Origin of the sequence: Azospirillum sp. TSH100 (assembly GCF_004923295.1) — a bacterium.
GTDB lineage: Bacteria > Pseudomonadota > Alphaproteobacteria > Azospirillales > Azospirillaceae > Azospirillum.
Genome location: NZ_CP039634.1, coordinates 2,015,145 through 2,039,859 on the forward strand (window position 1 = coordinate 2,015,145; position 24,715 = coordinate 2,039,859).

Here is a 24,715-nt window from a genome sequence, read left to right on the forward strand (position 1 = left end):
ACCCGTTCGCAGGCGCAACTGTCGGGGGACACTACACAAGCAACTCAACGGCTCCTATGCCCAATTAGGTGCAAATCGTCGCGAATTTCAGGGTATCAGGCTGTCGAGGTCGAAGTCCTGGGCGAACGCCACCATGGCGCCGCAGGCGCTGGCCGATCCGACCCGCATCACGCCTTCGCCGACCACCGTCGGAAATTTGCTTTTCTGCAAGGCCTGCTGGGTCTTCGCCGGATCGGCAACCCGCAGCACGAAACCGGCGAAGAAGGGCAGGGTGGCCTTGGTGAAGGCCGGATCGGCGGTCCAGGCCCAGTGCAGCCGGTCCGGGGTGGCGACCAGTACGGGAACCTGCCCGTCGCCCTGTTGCGCCGGCTCCACAACACGGGCGGAGCCACGGTCGGTGACGGTGCCGCCGAGCAGCCGGGCATAGGTTGTGGCGACCGCATCGGGATCGGCGGCGGCGATCACCAGCGCTGCCAGCCCGGTGGCACCGTTGGCGTGTTCCATCTGGTCGGGGCGCCAGACCAGATCGGGCGTATGGTGCTGGCACAGGAAGACACGTCCCGCCGGGGTGGCGGCCGGGTCGATCTGGGTGATGGTGAAATTGGCGTCACGGCTGCCGTCCGGCAACTCCACCGGCCGGCCGAAATCGACGGGATCCGACGCCGGGAAACCGGCGGCGGTCAGCGGACCGGCGGCGGCGCGGGCGTCCGGGGTCTTCAAGGCGACGGCGGCGATGCCCTCGCGTTGGCGCAGGAAGGCGGCGTAATGGGCGTTGACCGGCCGCTGTTCCTCAATGCCCAGCAGCTCCAGATAGGTGCCGGTGGGGAACAGAATGGTGTGGTTGGCCGACTTCAACTGGGTGTGGTGGCCACGCGGCGTCACGGTGAAACCGAGCCGGGCGTAGGCGTCGCGCGCCGCGTCGAGGTCGCGGGTGGCGATGACCAGATGGTCCAGTCCGGTGATGCCGTCGATGCTCATGGCGTCCTGCCGCTGTCGGGTTGCTGTGCCGCCAGCGATAGAACAGCCGGCCCGCCGCGGCAAGCGCGAAGCGGCCGGGCCCTCCCGTGCAGGGAAGAACCCGGCCTTGACGGTCACAGCGCCTGCTGGAGGTCCGGCAGGGCCTTGAACAGGTCGGCGACGAGGCCGTAGTCGGCGACCTGGAAGATCGGCGCCTCCTCGTCCTTGTTGATGGCGACGATGATCTTGCTGTCCTTCATGCCGGCCAGATGCTGGATGGCACCCGAGATGCCGACAGCGACATAGAGGTCCGGCGCCACGATCTTGCCGGTCTGGCCGACCTGATAGTCGTTCGGCACGAAACCGGCATCGACGGCGGCGCGGCTGGCGCCGACCGCAGCCCCCAGCTTGTCAGCGATCGCCTCCAGCAGGTGGAAGTTGTCGCCGGACTGCATGCCGCGACCGCCGGAAATGACGATGCGGGCCGAGGTCAGCTCCGGCCGCTCCGACTTCGACAGCTCGGCCGAGACGAAGCTCGACAGGGCCGGGTCGGCAACGGCGGCGACGCTCTCCACCGCGGCGCTGCCGGTTGCGGCGGCGGCCTCGAAGGCGGTGGTGCGGACGGTGATGACCTTCACCGCATCGGCCGACTGCACGGTGGCGATGGCGTTGCCGGCGTAGATCGGCCGCTCGAAGCTGTCGGCGGAGACCACCGCGGTGATGTCGGAGATCATCGCCACGTCGAGCAGGGCGGCGACACGCGGCAGCACGTTCTTGCCGGCAGAAGTGGCGGCGGCGAGGAGGTGGCTGTAGGCCGGGGCGAGCGAGACCAGCAGGGCCGCGACCGGCTCGGCCAGGGCATGCTCGTAGGCGGCATCGTCGGCGAGAAGCACCTTGGCGACGCCGGCCAGCCTGGCGGCCTGCTCCGCGGCCGGGGCGGCGTTGCAGCCGGCGACGAGGATGTGGACGTCGCCGCCCAGCCTGGCGGCGGCGGTGACCGCGTTGGCGGTGGCGGGCTTGAGGCTGGCGTTGTCGTGGTCGGCAAGGATCAGGATGGGCATGGGGGCTTCCTCTGTCGGGCGGGGGGGGCGAGCGCGGGCACAGGGCCGGCGCTCAGATCACCCGCGCCTCGTTCTTCAGCTTGTCGACCAGGGTGGCGACGTCCGGCACCTTGATGCCGGCCTGACGCTTGGCCGGCTCGGCGACCTTCAGCGTCTTCAGGCGCGGGGCGACGTCGACGCCAAGCACCTCCGGCGTCACGGTCTCCAGCGGCTTCTTCTTCGCCTTCATGATGTTCGGCAGCGAGGCATAGCGCGGCTCGTTCAGGCGCAGGTCGGCGGTGACCACCGCCGGCAGCTTCAGCTCAACGGTCTCCAGCCCGCCGTCGATCTCGCGGGTGACGGCGACCGTGCCGTCGCCGGCGGCGATCTTCGAGGCGAAGGTGCCCTGGCCCCAGCCCAGCAGCGCGGCGAGCATCTGGCCGGTCTGGTTGCAGTCGTCGTCGATCGCCTGCTTGCCGAGGATGACGAGGCCGGGGGCCTCCTTCTCGACCAGGGCCTTCAGCACCTTGGCGACGGCCAGCGGCTCGGTCTGCACGTCGGTCTGCACCAGGATGGCGCGGTCGGCACCCATGGCGAGAGCGGTGCGCAGGGTCTCCTGGGCCTGGGTCGGCCCGACGGACACGACCACGATCTCGGTCGCCTTGCCGGCTTCCTTCAGGCGCACCGCCTCTTCGACGGCGATCTCGTCGAAGGGGTTCATGCTCATCTTCACGTTGGCGGTCTCGACGCCGCTGCCATCCGCCTTGACGCGGATCTTCACGTTGTAGTCGACCACTCGCTTAACGGGCACCAGCACCTTCATGACGGCGTGTCTCCTCTCGATTGGTTTCTTGTACGACTTAGGCGGTGGACAGCGTCTGTCCGCGCAGGCCCGCGACCGCATCGGGGACCGGCGGCGAGGCGGCGGTGGTGCCGAGGACTGCCAGAACCTCGGCCGGGGCGACGACGCCCCTGGATCCGACGAATGCGCCCTGGACGACGGCCAGCGCCGCCAGCCCGCCTCGCGTTTCCATGCGGTGTTCGATGAAGATGTATTTGTCATCCCAGCACAGCACCCGGCTGACCAGGGTGAAGCGCTGGAACGGCCGCAGCGAGCGGCGGTAGCGGATGGTCGCCCCGCCCAGCACCGGCTGCCAGCGGTTGCGCAGGATCGCCGGACCCAGGCCGACGCGGATCATCAGGTCGGTGCGACCCAGATCCATCACGCTGAAATAGCGTGCGTTGGTCATGTGCAGGTTGATGTCCAGATCGGTCGGCCAGACCCGGAAGCGCAATGCCGATGGCTCAAGCAGTCCGGCACGTCGGCCCCGCCAAGCCGCGAGGATGGCGGCGGCGGCGACCGCCAGCAGGCGGAAGATCAGGTTCATGCCCGATCTCCCGGCCATATGGTTTTATCGGCGGTCTGCGGCTGTCGCTGTCCCATCATGCTCCGATCTCCCCTTGCCGGGCCGACCGGAGCGCTTTCAGGGGCGTCCGACCGGTCAGCTGTCCTTCGCGGCGGATTTCAGCTCCGCCAAGGTGTTGTTGACCTGCTCTTCGATGTCGCGCAGCTCCTGCACGGTCGCTTCCAGGTCCTCGCGCTGCTGGGCGAGGTCCTTCAGCCGCTTCTGCACGCGCTTCAACAGGTTCTTCTGCTGCTCGACCCCGCCATTGACGTTGTAGAGGTCGAGATATTCACGGATTTCCGCCAGCGAGAAGCCCAGGCGCTTGCCCCGCAGGATCAGCTTCAGCCGGGCACGGTCGCGCTTCGTGTAGACCCGGTTGTTGCCGACGCGGTTGGGCGCCAGCAGCCCCTTGACCTCATAGAAGCGCAGGGCTCGCGGCGTGATGCCCAGCTCCTCCGCAAGCTGGTTGACCGTGTAGAGCTGTTCCATCCCTGGGAAGACCTTTTGTTCGTGTCCGGCACAATGCGCCTTCCGTCTGGTAGCACAGCTGCCGTCGCGTGATAAGGCTTCCCTTTACGTTCGGGGCAAGACGGTGACTTCCGGTCATCCTCCGTTCGATAGAGCCTGCTGCGCCTCGGCGATCAACTCCTTCTTCGACAGCTTGCCGACGGCGGTTTTCGGAAGTTCCTCGCGGAATTCGATGGCCGTCGGCATCTCGATGCGGGAGATCTTGTCGCGCAGGAAGTCGCGCAGGGCCTCGGCCGTCAGGCTGGCGCCCGGCTTCAGCTGAACGAAGGCCTTCGGCGTCTGGCCGCGATAATCGTCGGGCAGCCCGATGACGCAGGCGGCGACCACGTCGGGATGCTGGTAGATCGCTTCCTCGATCATGCGCGGATAGACGTTGTAGCCGCTGCAGATGATGAGATCCTTCAGCCGGTCGAGCAGGAAGACGTAGCCGTCCTCGTCCATCGTTCCGACGTCGCCGGTCAGCAGGAAGCCATCGACCACGGTGCGGTCGCTCTCCTCCGCCCGGCCCCAATATCCGGCCATGACGTTGGGTCCGGAGATCGCCACCTGCCCCTTCTCGCCAATGCCGAGCTTGCGGGTCGGGTCTTCCAGATCGCGGATCTCGATGGCGATGCCGGGCAGCGGCAGGCCGATCGATCCCTCCTTGTTGATGCCGTTCAACGGGTTGGCGGCGCAGACCGGAGAGGCTTCCGACAGGCCGTAGCCTTCGATCAGCACGCAGCCGGTCGCCGTCTCGAATTGGCGCTTCAACTCCATCGGCAGCGGGGCCCCGCCCGAGATGCAGTAGCGGATCGAGGTCATCGGATAACGGGCGACCTGCGGATGGCCCAGCAGCGCCTTGTACATGGTCGGCACGCCGGGGACGAGCGTCGGCTTGCGCTTGGCGATGGTCCTCAATACCTGCTCGGTCTCGAATCGGGGCAGCATGATCAGCTCGGCTCCGCAGGCCAACCCCATGTTCAGCACCACGGTCATGGCGAAGACATGGAAAAAGGGCAGCACGGCCAACACCCTCTCCTGACCCAGGGCGACACCGGGGAACCAGGCCTGCACCTGCCGTGCGTTGGACAGCAGGTTGTGGTGGGTCAGCATCGCGCCCTTGGGCACGCCGGTGGTGCCGCCGGTGTATTGCAGCACGGCGACATCGCGCAGCCCGTCGATGCGCACCGGGCGCAGCATGCCATCATTGGTCAACAGGCTGTTGAAATCGACATGGCGGTCGTCCCGCGGGACCGCGGCAAGCTCGCCGCGCTTCAGCACGCTGAACAGCGCCTTCTTCACCGCCGGCAGGATTGTCGCCATGCGGCAGACGACGATCCGCTTCATCGGCGTGCGCGCCAGCATCGCGGCGACGCGTGGATAGATCTGCTTCAGATCCAGCGTCACCATGATTTCGGTCTGCGAATCGGTGATCTGGTGCTCCAGCTCCCGCTCAACATAGAGCGGGTTGTAGTTGACGACGGTCCCGCCGGCCTTCAGCACCCCGAAATAGGAGATGACGTAGGTCGGACAGTTCGGCAGGCACAGTCCCACCCGCACCCCCGGCCCGACGCCCAGGTCCTGGAAGCCGCGGGCGGCGCGGTTCACCAGATCAAGAACCTCGGCATAGCTGTAGCGGCGGCCCAGGAAGTCCAGGCAGGGGCGGTCGGCATAGCGTTTGGCCGCCTCATCGAACAGCATGTGCAGCGGCATCGGCGTGAACTGCTGGTCCCAGGCGATCCCCGTCGGGTAGTGCGTCAGCCAGGGATGGACGGCATCATTCTTAGCGCCATCTGCGGTGGTGATGGGCGGGTTGGCGCTCTGCGCAAGCGGCTCGGGCATGGTTCGCTCCCCTTGGCGGTGGCGCGTTCCGGATCACCTGACAGCCTGCACCGAATGGCGGCAACCGGGGCGGCGGGCGTCTGAAACGCTTTCGTTATGACGTTGACGTAAACGTAATGTGCGCCTACTGTCAAGACCAGTCCTACGAACAATCCTGAGGGCACGCTTTCATGGTCGACGACATTCTGCAGGAACTGCGCAGCCGCAGCGGCGATCTGCGTTCGCTCAACGCCTCTGTCCGCTTCCTGCTGGGCAAGGAGGGGGAGGTGATCCGGGTCGATGGCCGCACCAGCCCGATCAGCATCAGCCGCGAGGATGCCGACTCCGACTGCACCATCCGCATCTCGCCGGAAAACCTGCAAAAGCTGATCAACGGCAAGCTGAATCCGATGCTGGCCTTCACCATGGGCAAGCTGAAGGTCGAAGGATCGATGGGTGTCGCGATGAAGCTGGCCGAACTGCTGGACGATTGATCGAGCGGCCGGAAGAGCCGCCGAACAGACATACCCAACCGGGAGGAAAAGACCATGACGACGATGCGCAGCATATGCGCCACCCTGTCCGCTGTCCTGATGGCGGCCGCACTGCTGACCGGTCTGCCGGGAACGGCTTCAGCGCAGGCGACCGCGCGGACGCTGAATTACCAGATCCTGATGGGCGAGGACCCGATCGGCAGCGAACAGGTGAGGATCGAGCCGCAGGGCGACCGTACCAAGGTTACCGTCACCGCCACCACGCGGGTGAAGGTGCTGTTCATCAACTTCCGCTACGACCACAAACGGGAGGAGATGTGGAAGGGTGGCGCACTGGAATCGATGACCGCCACCACCGATGATGACGGCACACCACACGAGATCGAGATGGCACGCGATGCCGGCGGCTACCGCCTGACAGTGGACGGCAAGACCCAGCAGGCGTCGGCCGGCGTCCTGCCGCTGACCCTGTGGACGCCGGAAGTGCTGAAGCATCGGGAGCTTCTGTCGGTGATCGACGCGGCCCCCTACAAGGTGGCGGCGCGCAAGCTCGGGGCGGAGACGGTGGAGGCCGGCGGCAAGACGCAGGAGGCCGCCCACCACCGCATCGAGGGCGATGTGGAGCGCGACCTGTGGTATGCGGCGGATGGCACGCTGCTGAAGACGCGCTTCAAACGCAGCGGCTATGATATCACCTATATCCTGAAGTGATTTCTGCCGATGCTCCCTGGCGATTGAGGACCCGATGCCGATCTTCCTGTTTCCCGACGACCCCTTCTGGAACGAGGAGGCCGACGCCGTCGAGTTCGCGGTGCAGGTCGGGGAATATCAGGGCCGGGTCTTCGTCACCCGCCGTACCTTGCAGGGCATCGTCGGCCACACGCCGAAGCCGGACGAGGCGGTTCAGCAGGTCTGCCTGAACCGCCCCCTGTTCGAACGGGCGACCGAGCAGCGCATCATGGCCCGCGCGCTCGACCCCGACGCCAACATCCACCTGACCGGCCGCGACCTGCATAGGGCAGCGGGGTAGGGGAGACGATCAGCCCAGCCGGGCATAGCGGCCGCGGAAATACAGCAGCGGGTCGCCGCTGTCGCGCGAGGTCAGCTTGCGGACGCGTCCCAGCACGATGACATGGTCGCCGCCGTCCAGCAGATGCTCGCGGTCGCATTCCAGCGTAGCGAGGCAACCAGGCAGCAGGCGGACACCGCCGCGGCCGGTGACGACCTCAAGCCCGGTCCAGCGCTCCTGCAAATCACGGCGGGAAAAGCGGTTGGACAGGTCCTCCTGATCGGCGGCCAGAATGTTCACCGCGAAGTGCGGAGCGACGTTGAAGGCCTCGAAGGACATCGCCGCACGGCCCAGGCAGAACTGCACCAGCGGCGGATCGAGCGACACCGACGAGAAGGAGTTCACCGTAACCCCCAGCGGCAGCCCGTCGGGCGCAATGGTGGTGATAACGGCGATTCCGGTGGCGAAGCAGCCGAGGGCGGAGCGGAACGCAAGTGGATCGATCGGCTGGTCGGTGATCATGACATCCTGTGGTGTGGGCCGGAGTGGAGAGGGCTGCTCTGTACGGCGCTGGAGAGCGGCCGAAGGTGACACACAAGGTAGGAAATACCGGGAATTAATCCAGCACGCCACCCGGCGCAAGCCGCATCTCCGCCCCATCCCCACCCGGACAACGTCGTTAAACGGATCTTAATGAAACCCGGTCAGGGTTTTGCCGCGGTAGCCGGCCGCCGCTTTCACCGCGGCGCGGCGCACGAAAATCGGCCTCGATGGCCGTGAACCATTCGCCACGGCCAGGGCATGAGCGGGAATTCCGGCGGCAACGAGCAGCCGATCATCATCAAGAAGAAGAAGGGCGGGCACGGTGGCCACCATGGTGGCGCCTGGAAAGTGGCCTATGCCGACTTCGTGACCGCGATGATGGCCTTCTTCCTCCTGCTGTGGCTGCTGAACGTCACCACGTCGGACCAGCGCAAGGGCATCGCCGACTATTTCTCGCCGGTGTCGGTCAGCCGTGAGCAGTCGGGCTCCGGCGGCATGCTGGGCGGCAAGACCATCACCGTGCCTGGTGCGCAGGTGTCTCCCAGCTCGCCGATGTCGGCGGATGTGCCGGTTTCGGGTCCGCCCGGCTATTCGGCTCAGCAGACCGAGGACGCCGACGACCCGACCGAAGCCACCGCCGGGCCCGGCCAGGGCACCGGCCCCGGAAAACCGGGCGCGGCCGCGCCCGATGCCGACGTTGCCGACCAGAAGCCGAACGAAACCCGCGCCGAGTTCCAGAAGCGCATGGAGGAGATGGCCAAGCAACTGGGCATCCCCGGCCAGAAGCCCGGCGAGAAGCTGTCCGATTTCGGCGAACGGGTGAAGGAGGCGATGGACAGCCTGCAGGGGGCGGCCAAGGAGGCCCGGCAGTTCCAGCAGGCGGCCACCGAGATCCGTCAGGCCATCCAGTCGGTGCCGGAACTGGAGCCGCTAGCCCAGAACCTGATGATCGACCAGACGCCGGAAGGTCTGCGCATCCAGATCGTCGATCAGGACCGCGTGTCGATGTTCCCCGGTGGTTCCGGCCAGATGTACCCGCAGACGCGCCAACTTGTGCAGCAGGTGGCGAAGGCCCTGTCCAAGCTGCCCAACAAGCTGTCGATCAGCGGCCACACCGATTCCTCGCCATTCCCGGCGGGGTCGGGCCGCGACAATTGGGATCTGTCGACAGAGCGGGCCAACGCAACGCGACGCGCCCTTCTGGCCGGCGGAATCGACCCGACGCGAATCCAGGACGTCATCGGCAAGGCCGACCGCGACCCGCTGGTCGCCGACCAACCGAACAGCCCGCGCAATCGCCGCATCACCATGGTCCTGCTGCGCGAAACCCAGGCGGCACCGGCGGCCGGCGGCCAGTCCGGTGGCGGCGGCGCTCCCACCAAAGCACGATAGAACCTCGGTGTAACCGGTACTTTGGCGCTAATTTCCGCAAGCGCGCGCATCCGAATTCTTGCTTTGTCAGCGCGTCGCACAACGGAACGCGCGTTTGCCCTGTTCAAAGCGCGCGGCGATGGGTCATACTTCCTGCACAATGCGACATGGCCGGGGCGATGCCGCCCGGCCCGCGATGATCGGTCAGATACAAGCGCGGGGGAGTCTGTGAGCGTACCCGAGGGCAAACCGTCCGACCTTTTGTCATCCTACAATCCTGGCCTGTACTTCGACGAGCTGTTCGGAGCCATGGATTTGCCGGCCGAACACACGGCGCTCATACGCCAGAGGCTGGCCGCACTCGATTTCGATGAACTGCGCCGCCGCGCGCAGGATGCGGAGCGGGAGCTTTACAATCTCGGCATCACCTTCATCGTCTATTCCGACAAGGACGCCGTCGACCGCATCCTGCCGTTCGACGTCATCCCGCGGGTGATCTCCGCACCGGAATGGAAGCATCTGGAGGCGGGCGTCACGCAGCGGGTCGCCGCGCTGAACCTGTTCCTGCACGACATCTATCACGACCAGAAAATCCTGAAGGACGGGGTGATCCCGCGGGATCTGGTCGAAGGGAACCACAATTTCCGTCCGCAAATGATCGGGCTGGACGTTCCCTTCAACACCTACATCCACATCATGGGCACCGATCTGGTGCGCGACCGCCATGGCACCTTCCGCGTGCTGGAGGATAACGGCCGCGTTCCGTCCGGCGTCTCCTACGTCGTGGAAAACCGGCACATGATGCAGCGGGTCTTCCCCGACCTGATGCAGGACATCGGCATCCGGCCGGTGGACAATTACGGCCACAAGCTGCTGGACGCCATGGTGGAGATCGCGCCGGTCGACGATCCGCAGGTGGTGCTGCTGTCGCCGGGCACCTACAACTCCGCCTATTTCGAACACATCTTCCTGGCGCGCGAGATGGGCGTGCCGCTGGTGGAGGGGCGCGATCTGGTGGTGGACAACGACCGCGTCTTCATGAAGACGACCAACGGTCTGGCCCCGGTCCACTCGATCTACCGCCGCCTGGACGACGCCTTCCTCGATCCCAAGGCCTTCAACCCCGACAGTCTGCTGGGCGTGCCCGGCATTCTGGAGGCCTACCGCAAGGGCAATGTCGCGCTTGCGAACGCCATCGGCACCGGTGTCGCCGACGACAAGGCAGTCTACTGCTATGTCCCGCGGATGATCAAATATTACCTGGACCAGGATCCGATCATCCCCAACGTCGACACCCGCATCTGCCGCGAGCCGGACGCCCTGCAATACACGCTGGACAATCTGGCCGATCTGGTGGTGAAGCCGGTCGGCGAGGCCGGCGGCTACGGCATCACCATCGGTCCGCGCGCCAGCAAGGCGGAGTTGGAGGATTGCCGGGCCAAGCTGCTGGCCGATCCGTCCAACTACATCAGCCAGCCGGTGGTCGACCTGTCGGTCTGCCCGACCGTCTGCGACGACGCCATCGAGCCGCGCCACGTCGATCTGCGCCCCTTCGCCATCACCGGCAAGAGCACCTGGGTCCTGCCCGGCGGCCTGTCGCGCGTGGCGCTGAAGAAGGGAACGCTGATTGTCAACTCGTCCCAGGGCGGCGGCTCGAAGGACACCTGGGTTCTGGAAGGTGGTGCGGCATGAACCTGCTGTCCCGTTACGCCGAGTGCATTTTCTGGATGGCCCGCTACATGGAGCGGGCCGAGAATCTGGCCCGCATCCTGGACGTGCACGAAACCTTCGCGCGCGACACCCGCGGGGCCACCAACTGGTTTTCCATCGTTCAGCTTAACGCCGACGAGAAGGACTTCTTCAGCCGCCATGACCGCCCGACGGCGGAGGCGGTCATCCACTACTACATGTTCGACGGGCAGAATCAGAATTCTCTGCTGTCGATGCTGCGGATGGCGCGGGAGAACGCGCGGACGCTGCGTCCCTGGATCTCGACCGAGATGTGGACGCAGATCAACGTGTTCCACAACAAGCTGCTGGAGATGTCGGTCAAGGACGTGGCGACTCAGAACCTGTCTAAGGTCTGCACCTGGATCAAGGAGGAGTGCCAGACCCACACCGGCATCACCGAGGGCACGTTCTATCGCGACCAGGGCTGGTACTTCTACCAGATGGGCAAGTACATCGAGCGGGCGGACCAGACGACGCGTCTGCTCGACATCAAGTATCACACGCTGCTGCCGTCGCCGCTCGACGTCGGCTCCACGCTGGACGTCAGCCAGTGGACGACGGTTCTGCGCAGCACCGCCGGCTATCATGCCTTCCGCCGTGTCTATCCCCGCGGCATGTCGCCAACCACCGTCGCCGGCTTCATGCTGTTCAACGAGGGGTTCCCGCGGTCGGTGGTGATGTGCGTGCGGCAGATCGACGGGGTGCTGACGCGGATGCGCTCGCGCTACGACCTGCGCGGCGGATCCGCGGCGATGGAGCGGGTGGACGAGTTGCTGGCCGCCTTGCTGTCCCGCCCGATCGATGCGGTTCTGCGGGACGGTCTGCATGAGTATCTCGACTGGATTCAGCAGCAGCTGAACATCGTGACGACGGAGATCGCGCAGGCCTTCTTCGGTGTCCAGCCTCCTCTGGCGGTTCAGAGCCAGTCGCAGTAAGCTTGCGGCGGCGGAGGGGGCCTGAACCCCCTCCGCCTCCTTGTCATTGTCGTGGTGGTTGTCGCTCAGAATGTCGGTCATCCAGCCGCCGCAGCGTCCATTGCAGCAATTCTTCCGGTCGGGGCCGATGCCCTGCCCATATCTGCCCGGACGTGTGGAGCGCAAGCTGTTCACCCGTCTGATCGGGCCCTTCGCGACCGAGGTGAATTCCACCCTGTCGCGGGCCGGCTTCCGCCGCAGTCACGACATCGTCTATCGCCCGGTCTGCCCGAACTGCCAGGCTTGCGTTCCGGTGCGCGTTCCGGTCGCGGAGTTCGTACCGAGCCGGTCGCAGCGCCGGGTGCTGAAGCTGAACGAGGGGGTGACGCTGGCCGAACGGCCAGCCTATGCCACCTCCGAGCAATACAGGCTCTTCTCGCTTTATCAGAATTCCCGTCACGGCGATTCCGACATGGCCCGCATGGCGATGGGCGATTTCGCCGCAATGGTGGACGAGGGCAGGGCGGACACGAACCTGCTGGAGGCGCGCGACGAGCGGGGCCAACTGGTCGGCTGTATGCTGACCGACCGATTGGCGGACGGCTATTCGGCGGTCTACAGCTTCTACGATGCGGCACAGGACCGTCGCAGCCTGGGCACCTTCATGATCCTGGGGCTGATCGAACGGGCGCGGCTGGCCGGCATGCCCTTCGTCTATCTGGGCTACTGGATCGCCCACAGCCGCAAGATGGCCTACAAGGCTAAGTTCCACCCGTTGGAATGCCTGGGTGAGGACGGCTGGCGCCGCGCGGACATCGTGCCTGACGGGGACGCGGAGTAAGGGCATCGGGGTTGATGGTTCCGCCCCGTTCCGTTCGCAATTCTACCGGGACCTCACATTCTATCGACGCCGATCCTGAGGGATGACCGGCGATGCGTCGACGCATCGCCTCCCCACGCCTGCGTCACCGGAGCAGATCGTCTGCGGCTCGCCGGCAGGCTCCCGCCGGGCGTTCCGGCGCGATCCGCATCCGGCGTCTACGTGATTCTACGTAGCTCCAACGTAGCCCTTGCCGCTGTGGGGCGGGAAAGGAATAGTCCCTTCAAATCCTATCTTTTGGTATACCCTCCGAACGAGAGAGGGTTGCGACCTGCCGTGGCTATGCGGCTGCAACAAAAGCAAAAGGGGACGGCCAAGGCCGCGCCCCCGCAACAGGGAGGTTTCTCCTTTGACAGGTCTGCTCAGACTTAGCGGGCTGATCGATGCCGTGAATGAAGGCATCGGCAAGCTCGCCTACTGGCTCGTGCTGGTCGCCGTGGTGGTCAGCTCGGTCAACGCGGTCATCCGCTATGCGGCGAACATCAGCTCCAACGCCTGGTTGGAGTTGCAATGGTATCTGTTCGCGGCGGTGTTCCTGCTGTGCGCCGGCTACACCTTCCTGCGCAACGAACACATCCGCATCGACATCGTGCTGGGACGCTTCTCCAAGCGGGTCCAGGCCTGGGTCGACATTTTCGGCATCCTGGTCTTCATGTTCCCCATGACGATCCTGATCCTGAAGCTGTCGATCCCGATGTTCTGGGACAGCTTCCACACCAACGAGATGTCGAGCGATGCTGGCGGTCTGATCCGCTGGCCCGCGAAGCTTCTGATCCCGGTCGGCTTCTTCCTGCTCACCGCACAGGGTGTGTCGGAACTGATCAAGCGCATCGCTTTTCTCACCGGCCATCGTGACGAGCCCGGCGAGAAGATGCACAGCCATTCCTAAGGACCGGGAGCGCCCCCCAGATGGTAGAGTTCGTATCCGCCAATATGGCGCCGCTCATGTTCGGCGCCCTGGTGATTTTCCTGTTGATGGGCTTCCCGGTCGCCTTCGCCCTGGCAGCCAACGGTCTGGTATTCGGGCTGATCGGCATCGAGCTGGGTCTGCTGACGCCAGCCCTGTTGCAGGCGCTGCCGGAACGCGTGTTCGGCATCATGCGCAACGACACGCTGTTGGCGATCCCGTTCTTCACCTTCATGGGCCTGATTCTCGAACGATCGGGGATGGCCGAGGATCTGCTCGACACCATCGGGCAGCTGTTCGGGCCGATCCGCGGCGGTCTGGCCTATGCGGTGATCTTTGTCGGCGCGTTGCTGGCGGCGACCACCGGCGTGGTCGCGGCCTCCGTCATCTCGATGGGCCTCATCTCCCTGCCGATCATGCTGCGCTACGGCTATGATCGCCGGGTCGCGTCGGGCGTCATCGCGGCCTCGGGCACGCTGGCCCAGATCATCCCGCCGTCGCTGGTGCTGATCGTGCTGGCCGACCAGCTCGGCCGTTCGGTCGGCGACATGTATGCCGGCGCGCTGATCCCCGGTCTGGTTCTGACCGGCCTTTATGCCGGCTACATTCTGCTGACCAGCATCATCAAGCCGGAAATGGTTCCGGCCCTGCCGCCGGAAGCCCGCACGCTGCGTGGGGGCAAGCTGCTGCTGCGCGTCATCACCTCGCTGGTGCCGCCGCTGGTGCTGATCTTCCTGGTGCTGGGCACCATCTTCATCGGCATCGCCACCCCGACGGAGGGCGGTGCCATGGGTGCCGCCGGTGCCATCCTGCTGGCACTTGCCAAGCGGCAGCTGAGCTGGAGCCTGATGCGTCAGGCGATGGACTCGACAGCCAAGCTGTCGTCCTTCGTGGTGTTCATCCTGATCGGTTCGACGGTGTTCGGTCTGGTGTTCCGCGCCGTCAATGGCGACCTGTGGGTGGAGCATCTGCTGATCGGCCTGCCGGGTGGCGAGCTGGGCTTCCTGATCGTCTGCAACATCCTGGTCTTCGTCCTGGCCTTCTTCCTCGATTTCTTCGAGCTGGCCTTCATCATCGTCCCCCTGCTGGGGCCGGTGGCGGACAAGCTGGGCATCGATCTGATCTGGTTCGGCGTGCTGCTGGGCGTCAACATGCAGACCAGCTTCATGCACCCGCCCTTCGGCTTCGCGCTGTTCTTCCTGCGGTCGGTGGCGCCGAAGACCGACTATATCGACAAGATCACCGGCAAGAAGATCGGGAAGATCACCACCGGGCAGATCTATTGGGGGGCGGTGCCCTTCGTGATCATCCAGATCATCATGGTCGGCCTGGTCATCGGCTTCCCGCAGCTGGTCGACGCCGGCCGCGACAAGGGACCGGCGATCAACCTGAACGACGTGAAGATCGAGATCCCGGCCTTCGACAATCAGGATGTGGCCCCGCCCTTCGGCGCTCCGGGCCAGCCGGAACAGAACCCGGCGGACGACATCATGAAGCAGCTTCAGGGCAAGTGACGGATAGCGTCACGACGCCTGGACAGCAAAAGGGGGGGCCGGTTCGTCCGGCCCCCCCTTTCTTTTTGGTGCGTTTCCAATTGGGAAAGGGTCAGTGTGCCGGGGTCGTGGCTCCGGCCCAGTTGGTCGGGGCAGTACCTGCCGGCAACGCCCCCCCGTTGTTGCCGAGCGACACCATGCGGTCGCTTCCGGCAACCGGCGGCAGGTCGGCGAACTGCTCCGCCGTCATGCCGGTGAGGATCACGGCCTGACGGTTGCGGGCGTAGCGCAGATTGTCGCTGGCGACCGTCACCTTGTGCTCGGTCGGAAAGCGGGGGGCGCCGACGGTGACGATCGCCTGCTCCACCCGGTTGGTCGGCCCGATCACCAGATCGGTGACGTTGCCGAGGATGCGGCGGCCGTCCGGCGTCTGCACGGTCAGCCCGACCAGTTCCACCGGTGGCTCGGTCGCCACCTCCGCCGACGGGACGCCGCCCATATCGGAACTGGCGCAGGCACCCAATGTCAGAACCGGCAGGAGAGCAAGGACCGGCAGGGCGGGAAGCAGCGTGCGCTGGGAAAGGCGGCGATGGTCCATCGATGTTGGCCCTTTTGCTGACGGCGCGGAGATATCCGCTTTCACAACAGCACGGGCGTGGCCGGAGGTCTCTCGCGCCGATGGGGTGATCCCATCGCCCGCGAGAGAGCACCTCTTTCGGACAGGTCAGGTGAAGATATAGTCGTGGCCAGCCGTCAGCCCGACCTGATCCACGGTCAGCGACGAGCCGTCGGCGAAGGAGAAGACCGATTGGAAGCCGCTGGTGGTCACCGACATCTGGGCCGCCGTGTAGCCGTGGAACTCGATCTGGTCGATCCCGCGCTCGAAGTAATTGATGGTGTCGTGGCCAAAGCCACCGGTGGCCTGCTCCATCAGGAAGCGGTCGACCTGCCCGTCGGTGTAGCTGACCATGGTGTCGTCGCCAGTGCCCGGCCGGAACAGGTCCGCCCCGCCGTCACGGTAGCTGTCATACAAAGTGTCGTTACCGGCGCCGCCGATCATGGTGTCGTCGCCGCGCATGCCCTTCAGGATGTCGTCGCCGGTGCCGCCATCGAGCATGTCGTTGCCGTCGCCGCCGAACAACTGGTCGTTGCCGCTGTCGCCCCACATGGAGTCGTTGCCGGCCTCATTTCCGCCATAGGGGTCGCCGAGCCAGTCATTGCCGTCCCCGCCATGCAACTGATCGTTGCCCAGCCCACCGATCAGAGAATCATTTCCCCGTTCGCCGAACAGCTGATCGTTTCCGCCGGCGCCGTCGATGCGGTCATCGCCATCCAGACCGTCGAGACGGTCGTCAAAGACAGTGCCGGTCATGGCGTCGTTGGTCGAAGTCCCCCAGAACTGGCGCATGGCGTCTCTCCATCAGTTTCGTTAACGTGCTATTAACGATTAACCAGATGTTAACCATGAGGCCGGGGCGGTCGAAAAGCGATAAGGAGGCAATACAAAGGGGAGTGGGCGAGATGACACAGATAATTGAAACTTGATCGAATTAAAGAAACGAACTGTTTCTTCATTCGATGGATTTGTGGCGGAAAGCGGGATCTTTCTGTGATCGACTGAAGACTTTATCTCCCATCCGGACAGGTTTTGTCCGGCGGAAGGGCACAGGGGGCGTCGACGAAGGCGGTGTGTCGGCCGGCAGGGCGGTATGCCACAGGCCGAAAGCACTGTAGAACCGGATCGTCCGAAAGAGGTTCGGCGACGCAAACGCGCTCAAGGATGTCCGAAGTTGCGGGGCTCGGACCTCGCGCAAAAATAACCGGGCGTCCAAAGGAGCGCCCGGTGCAGTCATATACAGGGAGGGTTAGAGACAAGAAGGTGTGTATACCCTTCGGCAGGGTGCGGCGTTGACATGGATCAACCAACACTCCCGCAGAGGTGGTTCACCGTCTTGCCGCCCGCCCGTCAGCCGTGACTGTGCGAGTGACCGCCATAGAGAATGGCGGGATCGGTCTGGACCTCCTGGATCGTTTCCAGCCGTCCATCGCGCCACGCACGATAGAAGCAGCTGCGCCGGCCGGTATGACAGGCGACGCCGTCCTGCTCGACGATCAGCAGCAGGGTGTCGCCATCGCAATCCACCCGGAAATCCTTCAGGCGCTGCATCTGACCGGAGGTCTCACCCTTGCGCCACAGCCCGCCGCGCGATCGCGACCAGTAGCAGACCCGGCCGGTCGACAGGGTTTCCACCACCGCGTCGCGGTTCATCCAGGCCATCATCAGGATTTCGCCCGTGCCTTCGGCCTGGGCGATGGCGGGTACCAGCCCGTCGGCAGTGAAGCGGATGGCGGCCAGCACCTCGTCATAGGGGGCTGGATCGATCGACGGTAGGTCCGTCATGGCAAATCACTCCTCAACTGCTCCCTGCTTACAGGGCGGCGGCCATCCGGCGGAAGCCGGCCTCGAGATCGCGGATCAGGTCGTCGGGGCTTTCCAACCCCGCATGCAGGCGCAGCACCTGTCCCGGATCGGTCCAGCGGGTGGCGGAGCGCACCGCCGCCGGTCGGGTCGGCAGGATCAGGCTTTCGAAACCGCCCCAGCTGTAGCCCATGCCGAACAGCTCCATCCCGTCCAGCATCGCCGCCAGCGCCTGACGCGGCACCTGATCGATGATGATGGAGAACAGGCCGCTGGAGCCGGTGAAGTCGCGCTTCCACAGCTCGTGGCCGGGGAAGTCGGAGCGGGCAGGGTGCAGAACCCGCGTCACCTCCGGCCGGGAGGCCAGCCAGTCGGCGAGTACCAGCGCGCTTTCCTGGTGCTGACGCATCCGCACCGACAGGGTGCGCAGGCCGCGCAGGCCAAGGTAAAGGTCGTCCGGTCCGCCGCAGACGCCGAAGCGGGTGGCGGTCTTCTTCACCGCGGTCCAGCTCTCCTCGTCACGGCAGGTGACGATGCCCAGCATCGCGTCGGCATGACCGACCATGTATTTGGTCGCGGCATGGATCGACAGATCGACGCCATGGTCGAAGGGCCGGAAGAACAGCGGAGTTGCCCAGGTGTTGTCGATCATCACCGTGGCGCCGACCTTCTTGGCCGCGGCGGCGATGGCCGGCACGTCCTGGACCTCGAAGGTCAGGGAGCCCGGCGATTCGAGGAAGACCACGCTGGTGTTCGGCCGCAGCAGGGCCGAGATGCCGGCGCCGATGCAGGGATCGTAGAACTCCACCTCCACGCCATAGGGGATCAGCGTCTCCCTGGCGAAGCGGCGAGTGGGGCCGTAGGCGCTGTCGGTGATCAGCACATGGTCGCCGGCCTTGGTGAAGGACGACAGCGCGATGGCGATGGCGGCGAGGCCGGAGCCGGTGTTCACCGACTTGTAGCCGCCTTCCAGCTCCGCCGCCGCCTCTTCAAAGGCGAAGGTGGTGGGGGTGCCCATCCGGCCGTAATGCACGCCTTCGAGCGTGTTGCGGTCACTTTCCTCCAGCGCGTCCAGGGTCGGGAACAGCACGGTCGAACAATGATACACCGGCGGATTGACGATGCCGTGGTTGTTCCGCGGATCGCGGCCGGCATGAACGAGAATCGTGTCCTTCGTGACGTCCTTCATCGACTGTCCGTATGGCTGGAGCGGCAATCCGGCCCGACCGAGTCCGGTGTCATGGGGAGAACCCCAGGGCAGGCGGCGCGGGCGCGGCCGAACATTCTGTCATCCTGGACCGCTTGCCGCCATCGCCGATTGCGCGCGATGACCGTCAGCGGCCGGGATGTTCTGGTAACACCACCAATGCACAGAGGATTCGACAAGTCGGATCAAGTTGATACACTCTTGTCCCACGCGCATGGCTGCGTCGCGATCCTCACAGGACCGGTCCGGTGGGGGTTATCCCGCCTGATCACAGGGTGGGTCGGGAGGCCGGCGTGACCAGGCGCGTCGTCAGACCGCTCAATGCGAAGAACGCAAGAACAGGGTGGAGTTAATAATATGAAGTCAGGGTTCCTGGCCGCCGCCGCGGCGGCCGTGGTCGTTTCCGCCAGCGCCGTCGCCGGTGCGGCCACGCTGGACACCGTCAAGCAGCGCGGCTTCGTGCAGTGCGGCGTGAACGCCGGTCTTCCCGGTTTCGGCAACCCCGACAGCGCCGGCAACTGGACCGGCCTGGACGTGGATTACTGCCGTGCCGTGGCCGTCGCCATTTTCGGCGATGCCAACAAGGTCAAGTTTACCCCGCTGTCCGCCCAGCAGCGCTTCCCGGCCATCCAGTCGGGTGAAGTCGATCTGCTGTCGCGCAACACCACCGCCACGCTGACCCGCGACACCTCGGTCGGCCTCAACTTCGCCCCCGTCACCTACTATGACGGCCAGGGCTTCATGGTTCCGAAGAAGCTCGGCGTGAAGAGCGCCAAGGAGCTGAACGGCGCCACCGTCTGCGTCCAGTCCGGCACCACGACCGAACTGAACCTGGCGGACTATTTCCGCGCCAACAACATGACCTACAACCCGGTCGTCATCGAGTCGAACGACGAGGTGAACGCTGCCTACTTCGCCGGCCGCTGCGACGTGCTGACGACCGACGTGTCCGGTCTGGCCGGCACCCGCGCCGGTGTCGCCCCGGTTCCGGACGACCATGTCATTCTGCCGGAAGTCATCTCCAAGGAGCCGCTGGCTCCGGCCGTGCGCCATGGCGACGACCAGTGGTTCGACATCGTGAAGTGGACGGTCTACGCGACCATCCAGGCGGAAGAGTTCGGCATCACCTCGAAGAACATCGACGAGTTCGCCAACTCCAAGAACCCGGACATCCAGCGCTTCCTCGGCACCTCGCCGGGCATGGGCAAGGCTCTGGGCCTGGACGAGAAGTGGGCCTACAACGTCGTGAAGAAGGTCGGCAACTATGCCGAGATCTTCGACCGCAACGTCGGCCCGGGTACCCCGCTGAAGCTGGAGCGCGGCCTGAACGCCCTGTGGACCAAGGGTGGCCTGATGTACGCGCAGCCGTTCCGGTAAGGCACGACACCGTATGAAGTGCCGCCCGCGGGATCACTGCCCGGGAGGCGGCCTTCCGGTTCTTTGAGGAGCGGTCGCGAAGGGTGCCGTTGAAGCGCCCGCGCAGGGGACCGCATTGGGAGACATGTCGCATCCCCTACGGTGTGGGAAATGCCCGGAAGAACGTCCGGGACCGCGTGGGCACCGTGGGGAGCGATGGTTGGGGGAGAGTAGTCCGTGGCGACCGAGACCCGGACCACCCAAGGCGCTCCGCCGCCGGGTGGCGTATCGTTTTCCCTCAGCGACCCGACGTTCCGCGCCATCGTCTACCAGATCCTGGTGGTCGGCGCGGTCGTGCTGGTTGGCTGGTTCCTGATATCAAACACGCTCGACAACCTCGCGCGGCGCTCGATCGCGACCGGGTATCATTTCCTCGAGCGTGAAGCGGCCTTCGGCATCGGCGAGTCGCTGATCGACTATTCGCCGAAGGACACCTATGGCCGGGCCTTCCTGGTCGGCGTGCTGAACACGCTGAAGGTGTCGATCATCGGCGTCATCCTGGCGACGATCATCGGCACGATCATCGGCGTCGCGCGCCTGTCCAGCAACTGGCTGATCGCCAAGCTGGCCTCGACCTATGTCGAGATCATCCGCAACATCCCGCCGCTGCTGCAGCTGTTCTTCTGGTACGCGCTGGTGTCGGACGGACTGCCGCCGGTGCGTCAGGCGCTGAACCCGATTCCGGGCGTGTTCCTGTCGCAGCGCGGCCTGCGCGTGCCGGTGCCGGAACCGAGCCCGGTCTGGGCCAACATGGGCATCGCACTGCTGGTCGCCATCGTCGCCGCCTGGGGCGTGTCGCGCTGGGCGCGGGCACGGCAGGCGCGCACCGGGCAGCCGTTTCCCGCTGGCTGGGCCGGGCTTGGCCTGATCATCGGTCTGCCGGTCCTGACCTGGATCGCCGGCGGTGCGCCGATGGCGCTGGACATGCCGAAGCTGGCCGGATTCAATTTTTCCGGCGGCGCCGCGATTTCCCCGGAATTCTTCGCCATCCTGACCGGCCTGACGCTCTACACCGCAGCCTTCATCGCCGAAGTGGTGCGTAGCGGCATCAAGGCGGTCAACTGGGGACAGACAGAGGCATCCCGTGCTCTCGGCCTGCCGAGCGGCCCGACGCTGCGTCTGGTGATCCTGCCGCAGGCGCTGCGGGTGATCGTGCCGCCGCTGACCAGCCAGTATCTGAACCTGACAAAGAACAGCTCGCTGGCGCTGGCCATCGGCTATCCCGATCTGGTGTCGATCGCCAATACGACGCTGAACCAGACCGGTCAGGCGATCGAAGGCGTGACGATGATCATGGGCACCTATCTGGTCATCAGCCTCAGCATCTCGATCTTCATGAACTGGTACAACAAGCGCATCGCGCTGGTGGAGCGGTAACGGCCATGACCGACAACGTGCAAAGCGTCGGCCTGCCGGACGAGCGTCCGCCGGCCAACACCGTGGGCCCGCTGGCGTGGCTGCGGAACAACCTGTTCAACAGCTGGTACAACGCCATCCTGACCATTCTGGTCCTGGGGCTGCTGGCGTCGGCGATCCCGCCCTTCCTCAACTGGCTGCTCTTCCGCGCCCACGGCTTCGATGCCACCTCGACCGTCTGCCGGCAGGATGCCGGTGGTGCCTGCTGGGGATTCATCAGCGAGAAGCTGCGCTTCATCATGTTCGGCATGTTCCCCTGGGAACAGCAGTGGCGTCCGCTGGTGACCATCGCCGTCTTCATCGCCCTGCTGGTCGCCAGCTGCGACCGCCGCTTCTGGAAGCCGTGGTTCGGGCTGGTCTGGGCTGCCGGGCTGGCGCTGGTGGCGATCCTGATGTGGGGCGGGGTCTTCGGCCTCACCTATGTCGAGAATACGCTGTGGGGCGGTCTGCCGCTGACCATCATCCTGTCGGTGATCGGTCTGGCCGTGGCCTTCCCGGTGTCGATCCTGCTGGCGCTGGGCCGGCGGTCGAACATGCCGGCGGTGAAGGTGCTGTGCGTCACCTACATCGAGCTGATCCGCGGCGTGCCGCTGATCAGCCTGCTGTTCATGGCGTCGGTGATGCTGCCGCTGTTCCTGCCGAACGGGGTGTCGATCGACAAGCTGCTGCGCGCGCAGATCGCCTTCATCATGTTCGCCGCCGCCTATATGGCGGAAGCGATCCGCGGCGGTTTGCAGGCGATTCCGAAGGGGCAGTATGAGGCGGCTGACGGGCTTGGGCTCGGGTATTGGCAGAAGATGCGGAAGATCATCCTGCCGCAGGCGCTGGCCATCGCCATCCCGCCGCTGGTGAACACCTTCATCAGCTTCTTCAAGGACACCTCGCTCGTCATCATCATCGGCCTGTACGATCTGCTCGGCACTGCGAAGGCCGCGCTGTCCGATCCGTCCTGGCGCGGTTTCTACCGCGAGGCCTATCTGTTCATCGGCGTGATCTATTGGATCTTCTGCTTCAGCATGTCGAAATACAGCCAGAAGCTCGAACGCGATCTCAATCGCGGCCATCGCCGCTAGATCCTCGCCGTCAAGGGAGACACGAGACCCATGTCCCAGGCCATGTCCCAGGGCACCAAGCCGAAGCACACCCTGAGCGGCGAGGAGATCATCCGCTGCACGGGCGTCAACAAGTGGTACGGCGAGTTCCACGTCCTGAAGAACATCAACCTCAGCGTCCAGAAGGGCGAGCGCATCGTCGTCTGCGGCCCGTCGGGGTCGGGCAAATCGACGATGATCCGCTGCCTGAACCGGCTTGAGGAGCATCAGAAGGGCACGATCGTCATCGACGGGATCGAGCTGACCAACAATCTGAAGAACATCGAGCTGGTACGCCGCGAAGTCGGCATGGTGTTCCAGCACTTCAACCTGTTCCCGCACCTGACCGTGCTGGAGAACTGCACGCTCGCCCCGATCTGGGTCCGCAAGATGCCGAAGGCGGAAGCGGAAGAGCGGGCGATGAGCTACCTGAAGCGGGTGCGCATCGCCGAGCAGGCCAAGAAGTATCCCGGCCAGCTGTCGGGCGGCCAGCAGCAGCGCGTCGCCATCGCTCGGTCGCTCTGCATGAGCCCGAAGGTAATGCTGTTCGACGAGCCGACCTCGGCTCTCGACCCCGAAATGGTCAAGGAGGTGCTGGACGTCATGATCGGGTTGGCCGAAGACGGCATGACCATGCTGTGCGTCACGCACGAAATGGGCTTTGCCAAGTCGGTCGCCGACCGCGTCATCTTCATGGATCGCGGCGAAATCGTGGAGCAGGATACGCCGGACGCCTTCTTCTCGAATCCGAAGTCGGAGCGCACGCGCCTCTTCCTCAGCCAAATTCTAAACCACTGATATGGGCGGCAGGCCGGCGGTTCCAACCGGCCTGCCATCCGGAAACAAAACACCTCGACTCGTGGTGCGCGGCGCAATGTCCTGTGGCGTCGCGCACCGGTTTGCGGTTCAATCGGTCGCCTGACGTGCTGTTCGACCGATCCGCTACCGGAGACCGAGGTTATGGACCTGCTCAGCCCCCGTCCCAGCGTTGGCCAGATCAAGCCGTACCGTCCCGCTCGCCCGCCCCGCGACGGTCGCCGGTGGATCGACCTGTCGCTGACACACAATCCGCTTGGCCCCAGTCCCTTGGCGCTGGACGCCTATTGCGAGGCGGCGTCCCGCATCCACTGCTATCCCGACTGGGACCAGGAACCGCTGCGCCACGCCATCGCGCGTCGCCATTCCATCGATGTTGATCACATCGTCTGTACCGCCGGATCCGAGGAACTGATTCATCTGGTCGCCCAGGCCTTCGCCGGCCCCGGTGACGAGGTGCTGTGCCACGAACGCGGTTATCGCGGATTCCTCAAGGCGATCCGCGCCACCGGTGCCACCGCAGTCGTCGCTGCCGAACGCGACATGGTGGTGGATGTCGAGGCGCTGATCGACCGCGCCAGCGAGCGCACGAAGATCTGCTTTCTCGCCAATCCCAACAACCCGACAGGCACCTACATCCCGGCCGACGCGGTGCAGCGGCTGCGCGCCGGCCTGCCGCCGCACACGCTGCTGGTGCTCGACTCGGCCTATGCCGATTACTGCCGTCTGCCGGACTACAGCGATGGGACGGAGATCGTCGAGAATTCCGACAACGTCCTGCTGATCCGCACCTTCTCCAAGATGCATGGCTTGGCAGGCCTGCGGGTTGGCTGGGGTTATGGTCCTGCCACGGTGATCGAGGCGGTCAACGCCATCCGTGGCGCTTTCAACGTGTCGCTGCCCGCCCAGTTGACCGCCGCCGCCGCGCTGAGCGATGCGGAGCATGAAGAGGCGACCTTCGCCCACAATGCACAATGGCTGCCCTGGCTGTCGCGCGAACTGGAACGGGTGGGACTGCGCGTCTATCCAAGCGTCTGCAACTTCGTGCTTGCCCGGGTGCCAACCGATCCGTCGCTCGGCACCCAGGCGGTCATCGACCATCTCGCCCACCGCGGCATCCTGGTGAAGGCGGTGACCGAATACGGCCTGTCCGATTGCCTGCGCATCACTGTCGGCCGTGAGGAGGAGAACAAGGCGCTGATCGTGGCTCTGGCCGAAATCCTCGGCTGAAGACTGCGGCAGAACGACGCGAGCAGCCTGCCGGGCTTTTCGTCGCT

General features: G+C 65.2%; 25 protein-coding genes. 14 read left to right on the plus strand and 11 right to left on the minus strand.

Translation table 11 applies throughout. From position 1 onward, the window contains the following. Nucleotides 1-87 precede the first annotated feature (87 nt). The 6 genes from E6C72_RS09530 to E6C72_RS09555 form a co-directional block, all read right to left on the minus strand. Nucleotides 88-978 carry a VOC family protein gene (locus E6C72_RS09530; protein ID WP_109086619.1) on the minus strand — a complete coding sequence of 297 codons (891 nt, stop codon included), beginning with the start codon at nucleotides 976-978 and terminating at the stop codon, nucleotides 88-90. A 113-nt stretch (nucleotides 979-1,091) separates the two neighbouring features. After that, entirely contained in the window at nucleotides 1,092-2,018 is a 927-nt protein-coding gene (locus E6C72_RS09535; protein ID WP_136700708.1) for an electron transfer flavoprotein subunit alpha/FixB family protein, read from the minus strand. 52 nt (nucleotides 2,019-2,070) lie between these two features. Then, nucleotides 2,071-2,820 (minus strand): electron transfer flavoprotein subunit beta/FixA family protein, encoded by a 750-nt coding sequence (locus E6C72_RS09540; protein ID WP_136700710.1) that lies wholly within the window; start codon nucleotides 2,818-2,820, stop codon nucleotides 2,071-2,073. 37 nt (nucleotides 2,821-2,857) lie between these two features. Continuing rightward, a complete protein-coding gene (locus tag E6C72_RS09545; RefSeq protein WP_109443447.1) occupies nucleotides 2,858-3,385 on the minus strand; it encodes a thioesterase family protein in 528 nt (175 codons plus the stop codon). 114 nt (nucleotides 3,386-3,499) lie between these two features. Continuing rightward, nucleotides 3,500-3,892: a MerR family DNA-binding transcriptional regulator gene (locus E6C72_RS09550; protein ID WP_109443446.1), complete on the minus strand. Its 393-nt coding sequence runs from the start codon at nucleotides 3,890-3,892 to the stop codon at nucleotides 3,500-3,502. Nucleotides 3,893-4,006: 114 nt separating this feature from the next. Beyond that, nucleotides 4,007-5,752: a long-chain fatty acid--CoA ligase gene (locus E6C72_RS09555; RefSeq protein WP_109443445.1), complete on the minus strand. Its 1,746-nt coding sequence runs from the start codon at nucleotides 5,750-5,752 to the stop codon at nucleotides 4,007-4,009. 170 nt (nucleotides 5,753-5,922) lie between these two features. Between E6C72_RS09555 and E6C72_RS09560 the strand changes: the two genes are divergently transcribed. The 3 genes from E6C72_RS09560 to E6C72_RS09570 are packed head-to-tail and all read left to right on the plus strand — an operon-like array spanning nucleotide 5,923 to nucleotide 7,255. After that, nucleotides 5,923-6,225: an SCP2 sterol-binding domain-containing protein gene (locus E6C72_RS09560; protein WP_109443444.1), complete on the plus strand. Its 303-nt coding sequence runs from the start codon at nucleotides 5,923-5,925 to the stop codon at nucleotides 6,223-6,225. Nucleotides 6,226-6,279: 54 nt separating this feature from the next. Further along, entirely contained in the window at nucleotides 6,280-6,936 is a 657-nt protein-coding gene (locus tag E6C72_RS09565) for a DUF6134 family protein (RefSeq protein WP_109443443.1), read from the plus strand. Between the two features lie 34 nt (nucleotides 6,937-6,970). After that, complete coding sequence (locus E6C72_RS09570; RefSeq protein ID WP_109443442.1) at nucleotides 6,971-7,255, plus strand: DUF1488 domain-containing protein; 285 nt, start codon at nucleotides 6,971-6,973, stop codon at nucleotides 7,253-7,255. A gap of 9 nt (nucleotides 7,256-7,264) precedes the next feature. Here E6C72_RS09570 and E6C72_RS09575 read toward each other — a convergent pair whose 3' ends face one another. Next, nucleotides 7,265-7,756 (minus strand): flavin reductase family protein, encoded by a 492-nt coding sequence (locus E6C72_RS09575; RefSeq protein WP_109443441.1) that lies wholly within the window; start codon nucleotides 7,754-7,756, stop codon nucleotides 7,265-7,267. Nucleotides 7,757-8,035: 279 nt separating this feature from the next. Between E6C72_RS09575 and E6C72_RS09580 the strand changes: the two genes are divergently transcribed. The 6 genes from E6C72_RS09580 (at nucleotide 8,036) to E6C72_RS09605 (ending at nucleotide 15,094) form a co-directional block, all read left to right on the plus strand. Continuing rightward, the gene (locus E6C72_RS09580) at nucleotides 8,036-9,169 is read left to right on the plus strand and encodes a flagellar motor protein MotB (protein ID WP_109443440.1); all 1,134 of its coding nucleotides are present in this window, start codon (nucleotides 8,036-8,038) and stop codon (nucleotides 9,167-9,169) included. A gap of 207 nt (nucleotides 9,170-9,376) precedes the next feature. After that, nucleotides 9,377-10,840 (plus strand): circularly permuted type 2 ATP-grasp protein, encoded by a 1,464-nt coding sequence (locus tag E6C72_RS09585; protein ID WP_371298426.1) that lies wholly within the window; start codon nucleotides 9,377-9,379, stop codon nucleotides 10,838-10,840. Beyond that, nucleotides 10,837-11,814, plus strand: a complete 978-nt coding sequence (locus E6C72_RS09590; RefSeq protein WP_109443438.1) for an alpha-E domain-containing protein — start codon at nucleotides 10,837-10,839, stop codon at nucleotides 11,812-11,814. The genes E6C72_RS09585 and E6C72_RS09590 overlap by 4 nt, the downstream gene beginning before the upstream one ends. Nucleotides 11,815-11,884: 70 nt before the next feature. Further along, nucleotides 11,885-12,634: an arginyltransferase gene (locus tag E6C72_RS09595; protein ID WP_109443437.1), complete on the plus strand. Its 750-nt coding sequence runs from the start codon at nucleotides 11,885-11,887 to the stop codon at nucleotides 12,632-12,634. 388 nt (nucleotides 12,635-13,022) lie between these two features. Further along, the gene (locus tag E6C72_RS09600; protein WP_109443436.1) at nucleotides 13,023-13,562 is read left to right on the plus strand and encodes a TRAP transporter small permease subunit; all 540 of its coding nucleotides are present in this window, start codon (nucleotides 13,023-13,025) and stop codon (nucleotides 13,560-13,562) included. Between the two features lie 20 nt (nucleotides 13,563-13,582). After that, nucleotides 13,583-15,094 (plus strand): TRAP transporter large permease subunit, encoded by a 1,512-nt coding sequence (locus E6C72_RS09605; RefSeq protein ID WP_109443435.1) that lies wholly within the window; start codon nucleotides 13,583-13,585, stop codon nucleotides 15,092-15,094. Nucleotides 15,095-15,185: 91 nt separating this feature from the next. Here the strand turns inward: E6C72_RS09605 and E6C72_RS09610 are convergent, their stop codons facing one another. From E6C72_RS09610 to metC, 4 genes are all read right to left on the minus strand, one after another. Continuing rightward, a complete protein-coding gene (locus E6C72_RS09610; protein WP_109443434.1) occupies nucleotides 15,186-15,671 on the minus strand; it encodes a PRC-barrel domain-containing protein in 486 nt (161 codons plus the stop codon). A 126-nt stretch (nucleotides 15,672-15,797) separates the two neighbouring features. Beyond that, entirely contained in the window at nucleotides 15,798-16,481 is a 684-nt protein-coding gene (locus E6C72_RS09615) for a calcium-binding protein (RefSeq protein ID WP_109443433.1), read from the minus strand. Between the two features lie 558 nt (nucleotides 16,482-17,039). Beyond that, the gene (gene hisI, locus E6C72_RS09620) at nucleotides 17,040-17,474 is read right to left on the minus strand and encodes a phosphoribosyl-AMP cyclohydrolase (protein WP_109443432.1); all 435 of its coding nucleotides are present in this window, start codon (nucleotides 17,472-17,474) and stop codon (nucleotides 17,040-17,042) included. Nucleotides 17,475-17,502: 28 nt separating this feature from the next. Beyond that, complete coding sequence (metC, locus tag E6C72_RS09625) at nucleotides 17,503-18,681, minus strand: cystathionine beta-lyase (protein ID WP_109443431.1); 1,179 nt, start codon at nucleotides 18,679-18,681, stop codon at nucleotides 17,503-17,505. Nucleotides 18,682-19,056: 375 nt separating this feature from the next. Here metC and E6C72_RS09630 point away from each other — a divergent pair, with 375 nt between their 5' ends. From E6C72_RS09630 to E6C72_RS09650, 5 genes are all read left to right on the plus strand, one after another. Further along, nucleotides 19,057-20,076, plus strand: coding sequence for an amino acid ABC transporter substrate-binding protein (locus E6C72_RS09630; protein ID WP_109443430.1), 1,020 nt, complete (start codon nucleotides 19,057-19,059; stop codon nucleotides 20,074-20,076). A 216-nt stretch (nucleotides 20,077-20,292) separates the two neighbouring features. Continuing rightward, the gene (locus tag E6C72_RS09635; protein ID WP_109443429.1) at nucleotides 20,293-21,492 is read left to right on the plus strand and encodes an amino acid ABC transporter permease; all 1,200 of its coding nucleotides are present in this window, start codon (nucleotides 20,293-20,295) and stop codon (nucleotides 21,490-21,492) included. 5 nt (nucleotides 21,493-21,497) lie between these two features. After that, nucleotides 21,498-22,604, plus strand: coding sequence for an amino acid ABC transporter permease (locus E6C72_RS09640; RefSeq protein WP_109443428.1), 1,107 nt, complete (start codon nucleotides 21,498-21,500; stop codon nucleotides 22,602-22,604). Nucleotides 22,605-22,634: 30 nt separating this feature from the next. After that, the gene (locus tag E6C72_RS09645) at nucleotides 22,635-23,420 is read left to right on the plus strand and encodes an amino acid ABC transporter ATP-binding protein (protein WP_109443427.1); all 786 of its coding nucleotides are present in this window, start codon (nucleotides 22,635-22,637) and stop codon (nucleotides 23,418-23,420) included. 162 nt (nucleotides 23,421-23,582) lie between these two features. Next, the gene (locus E6C72_RS09650; protein ID WP_109443426.1) at nucleotides 23,583-24,668 is read left to right on the plus strand and encodes a histidinol-phosphate transaminase; all 1,086 of its coding nucleotides are present in this window, start codon (nucleotides 23,583-23,585) and stop codon (nucleotides 24,666-24,668) included. The last annotated feature ends 47 nt before the right edge of the window (nucleotides 24,669-24,715 follow it).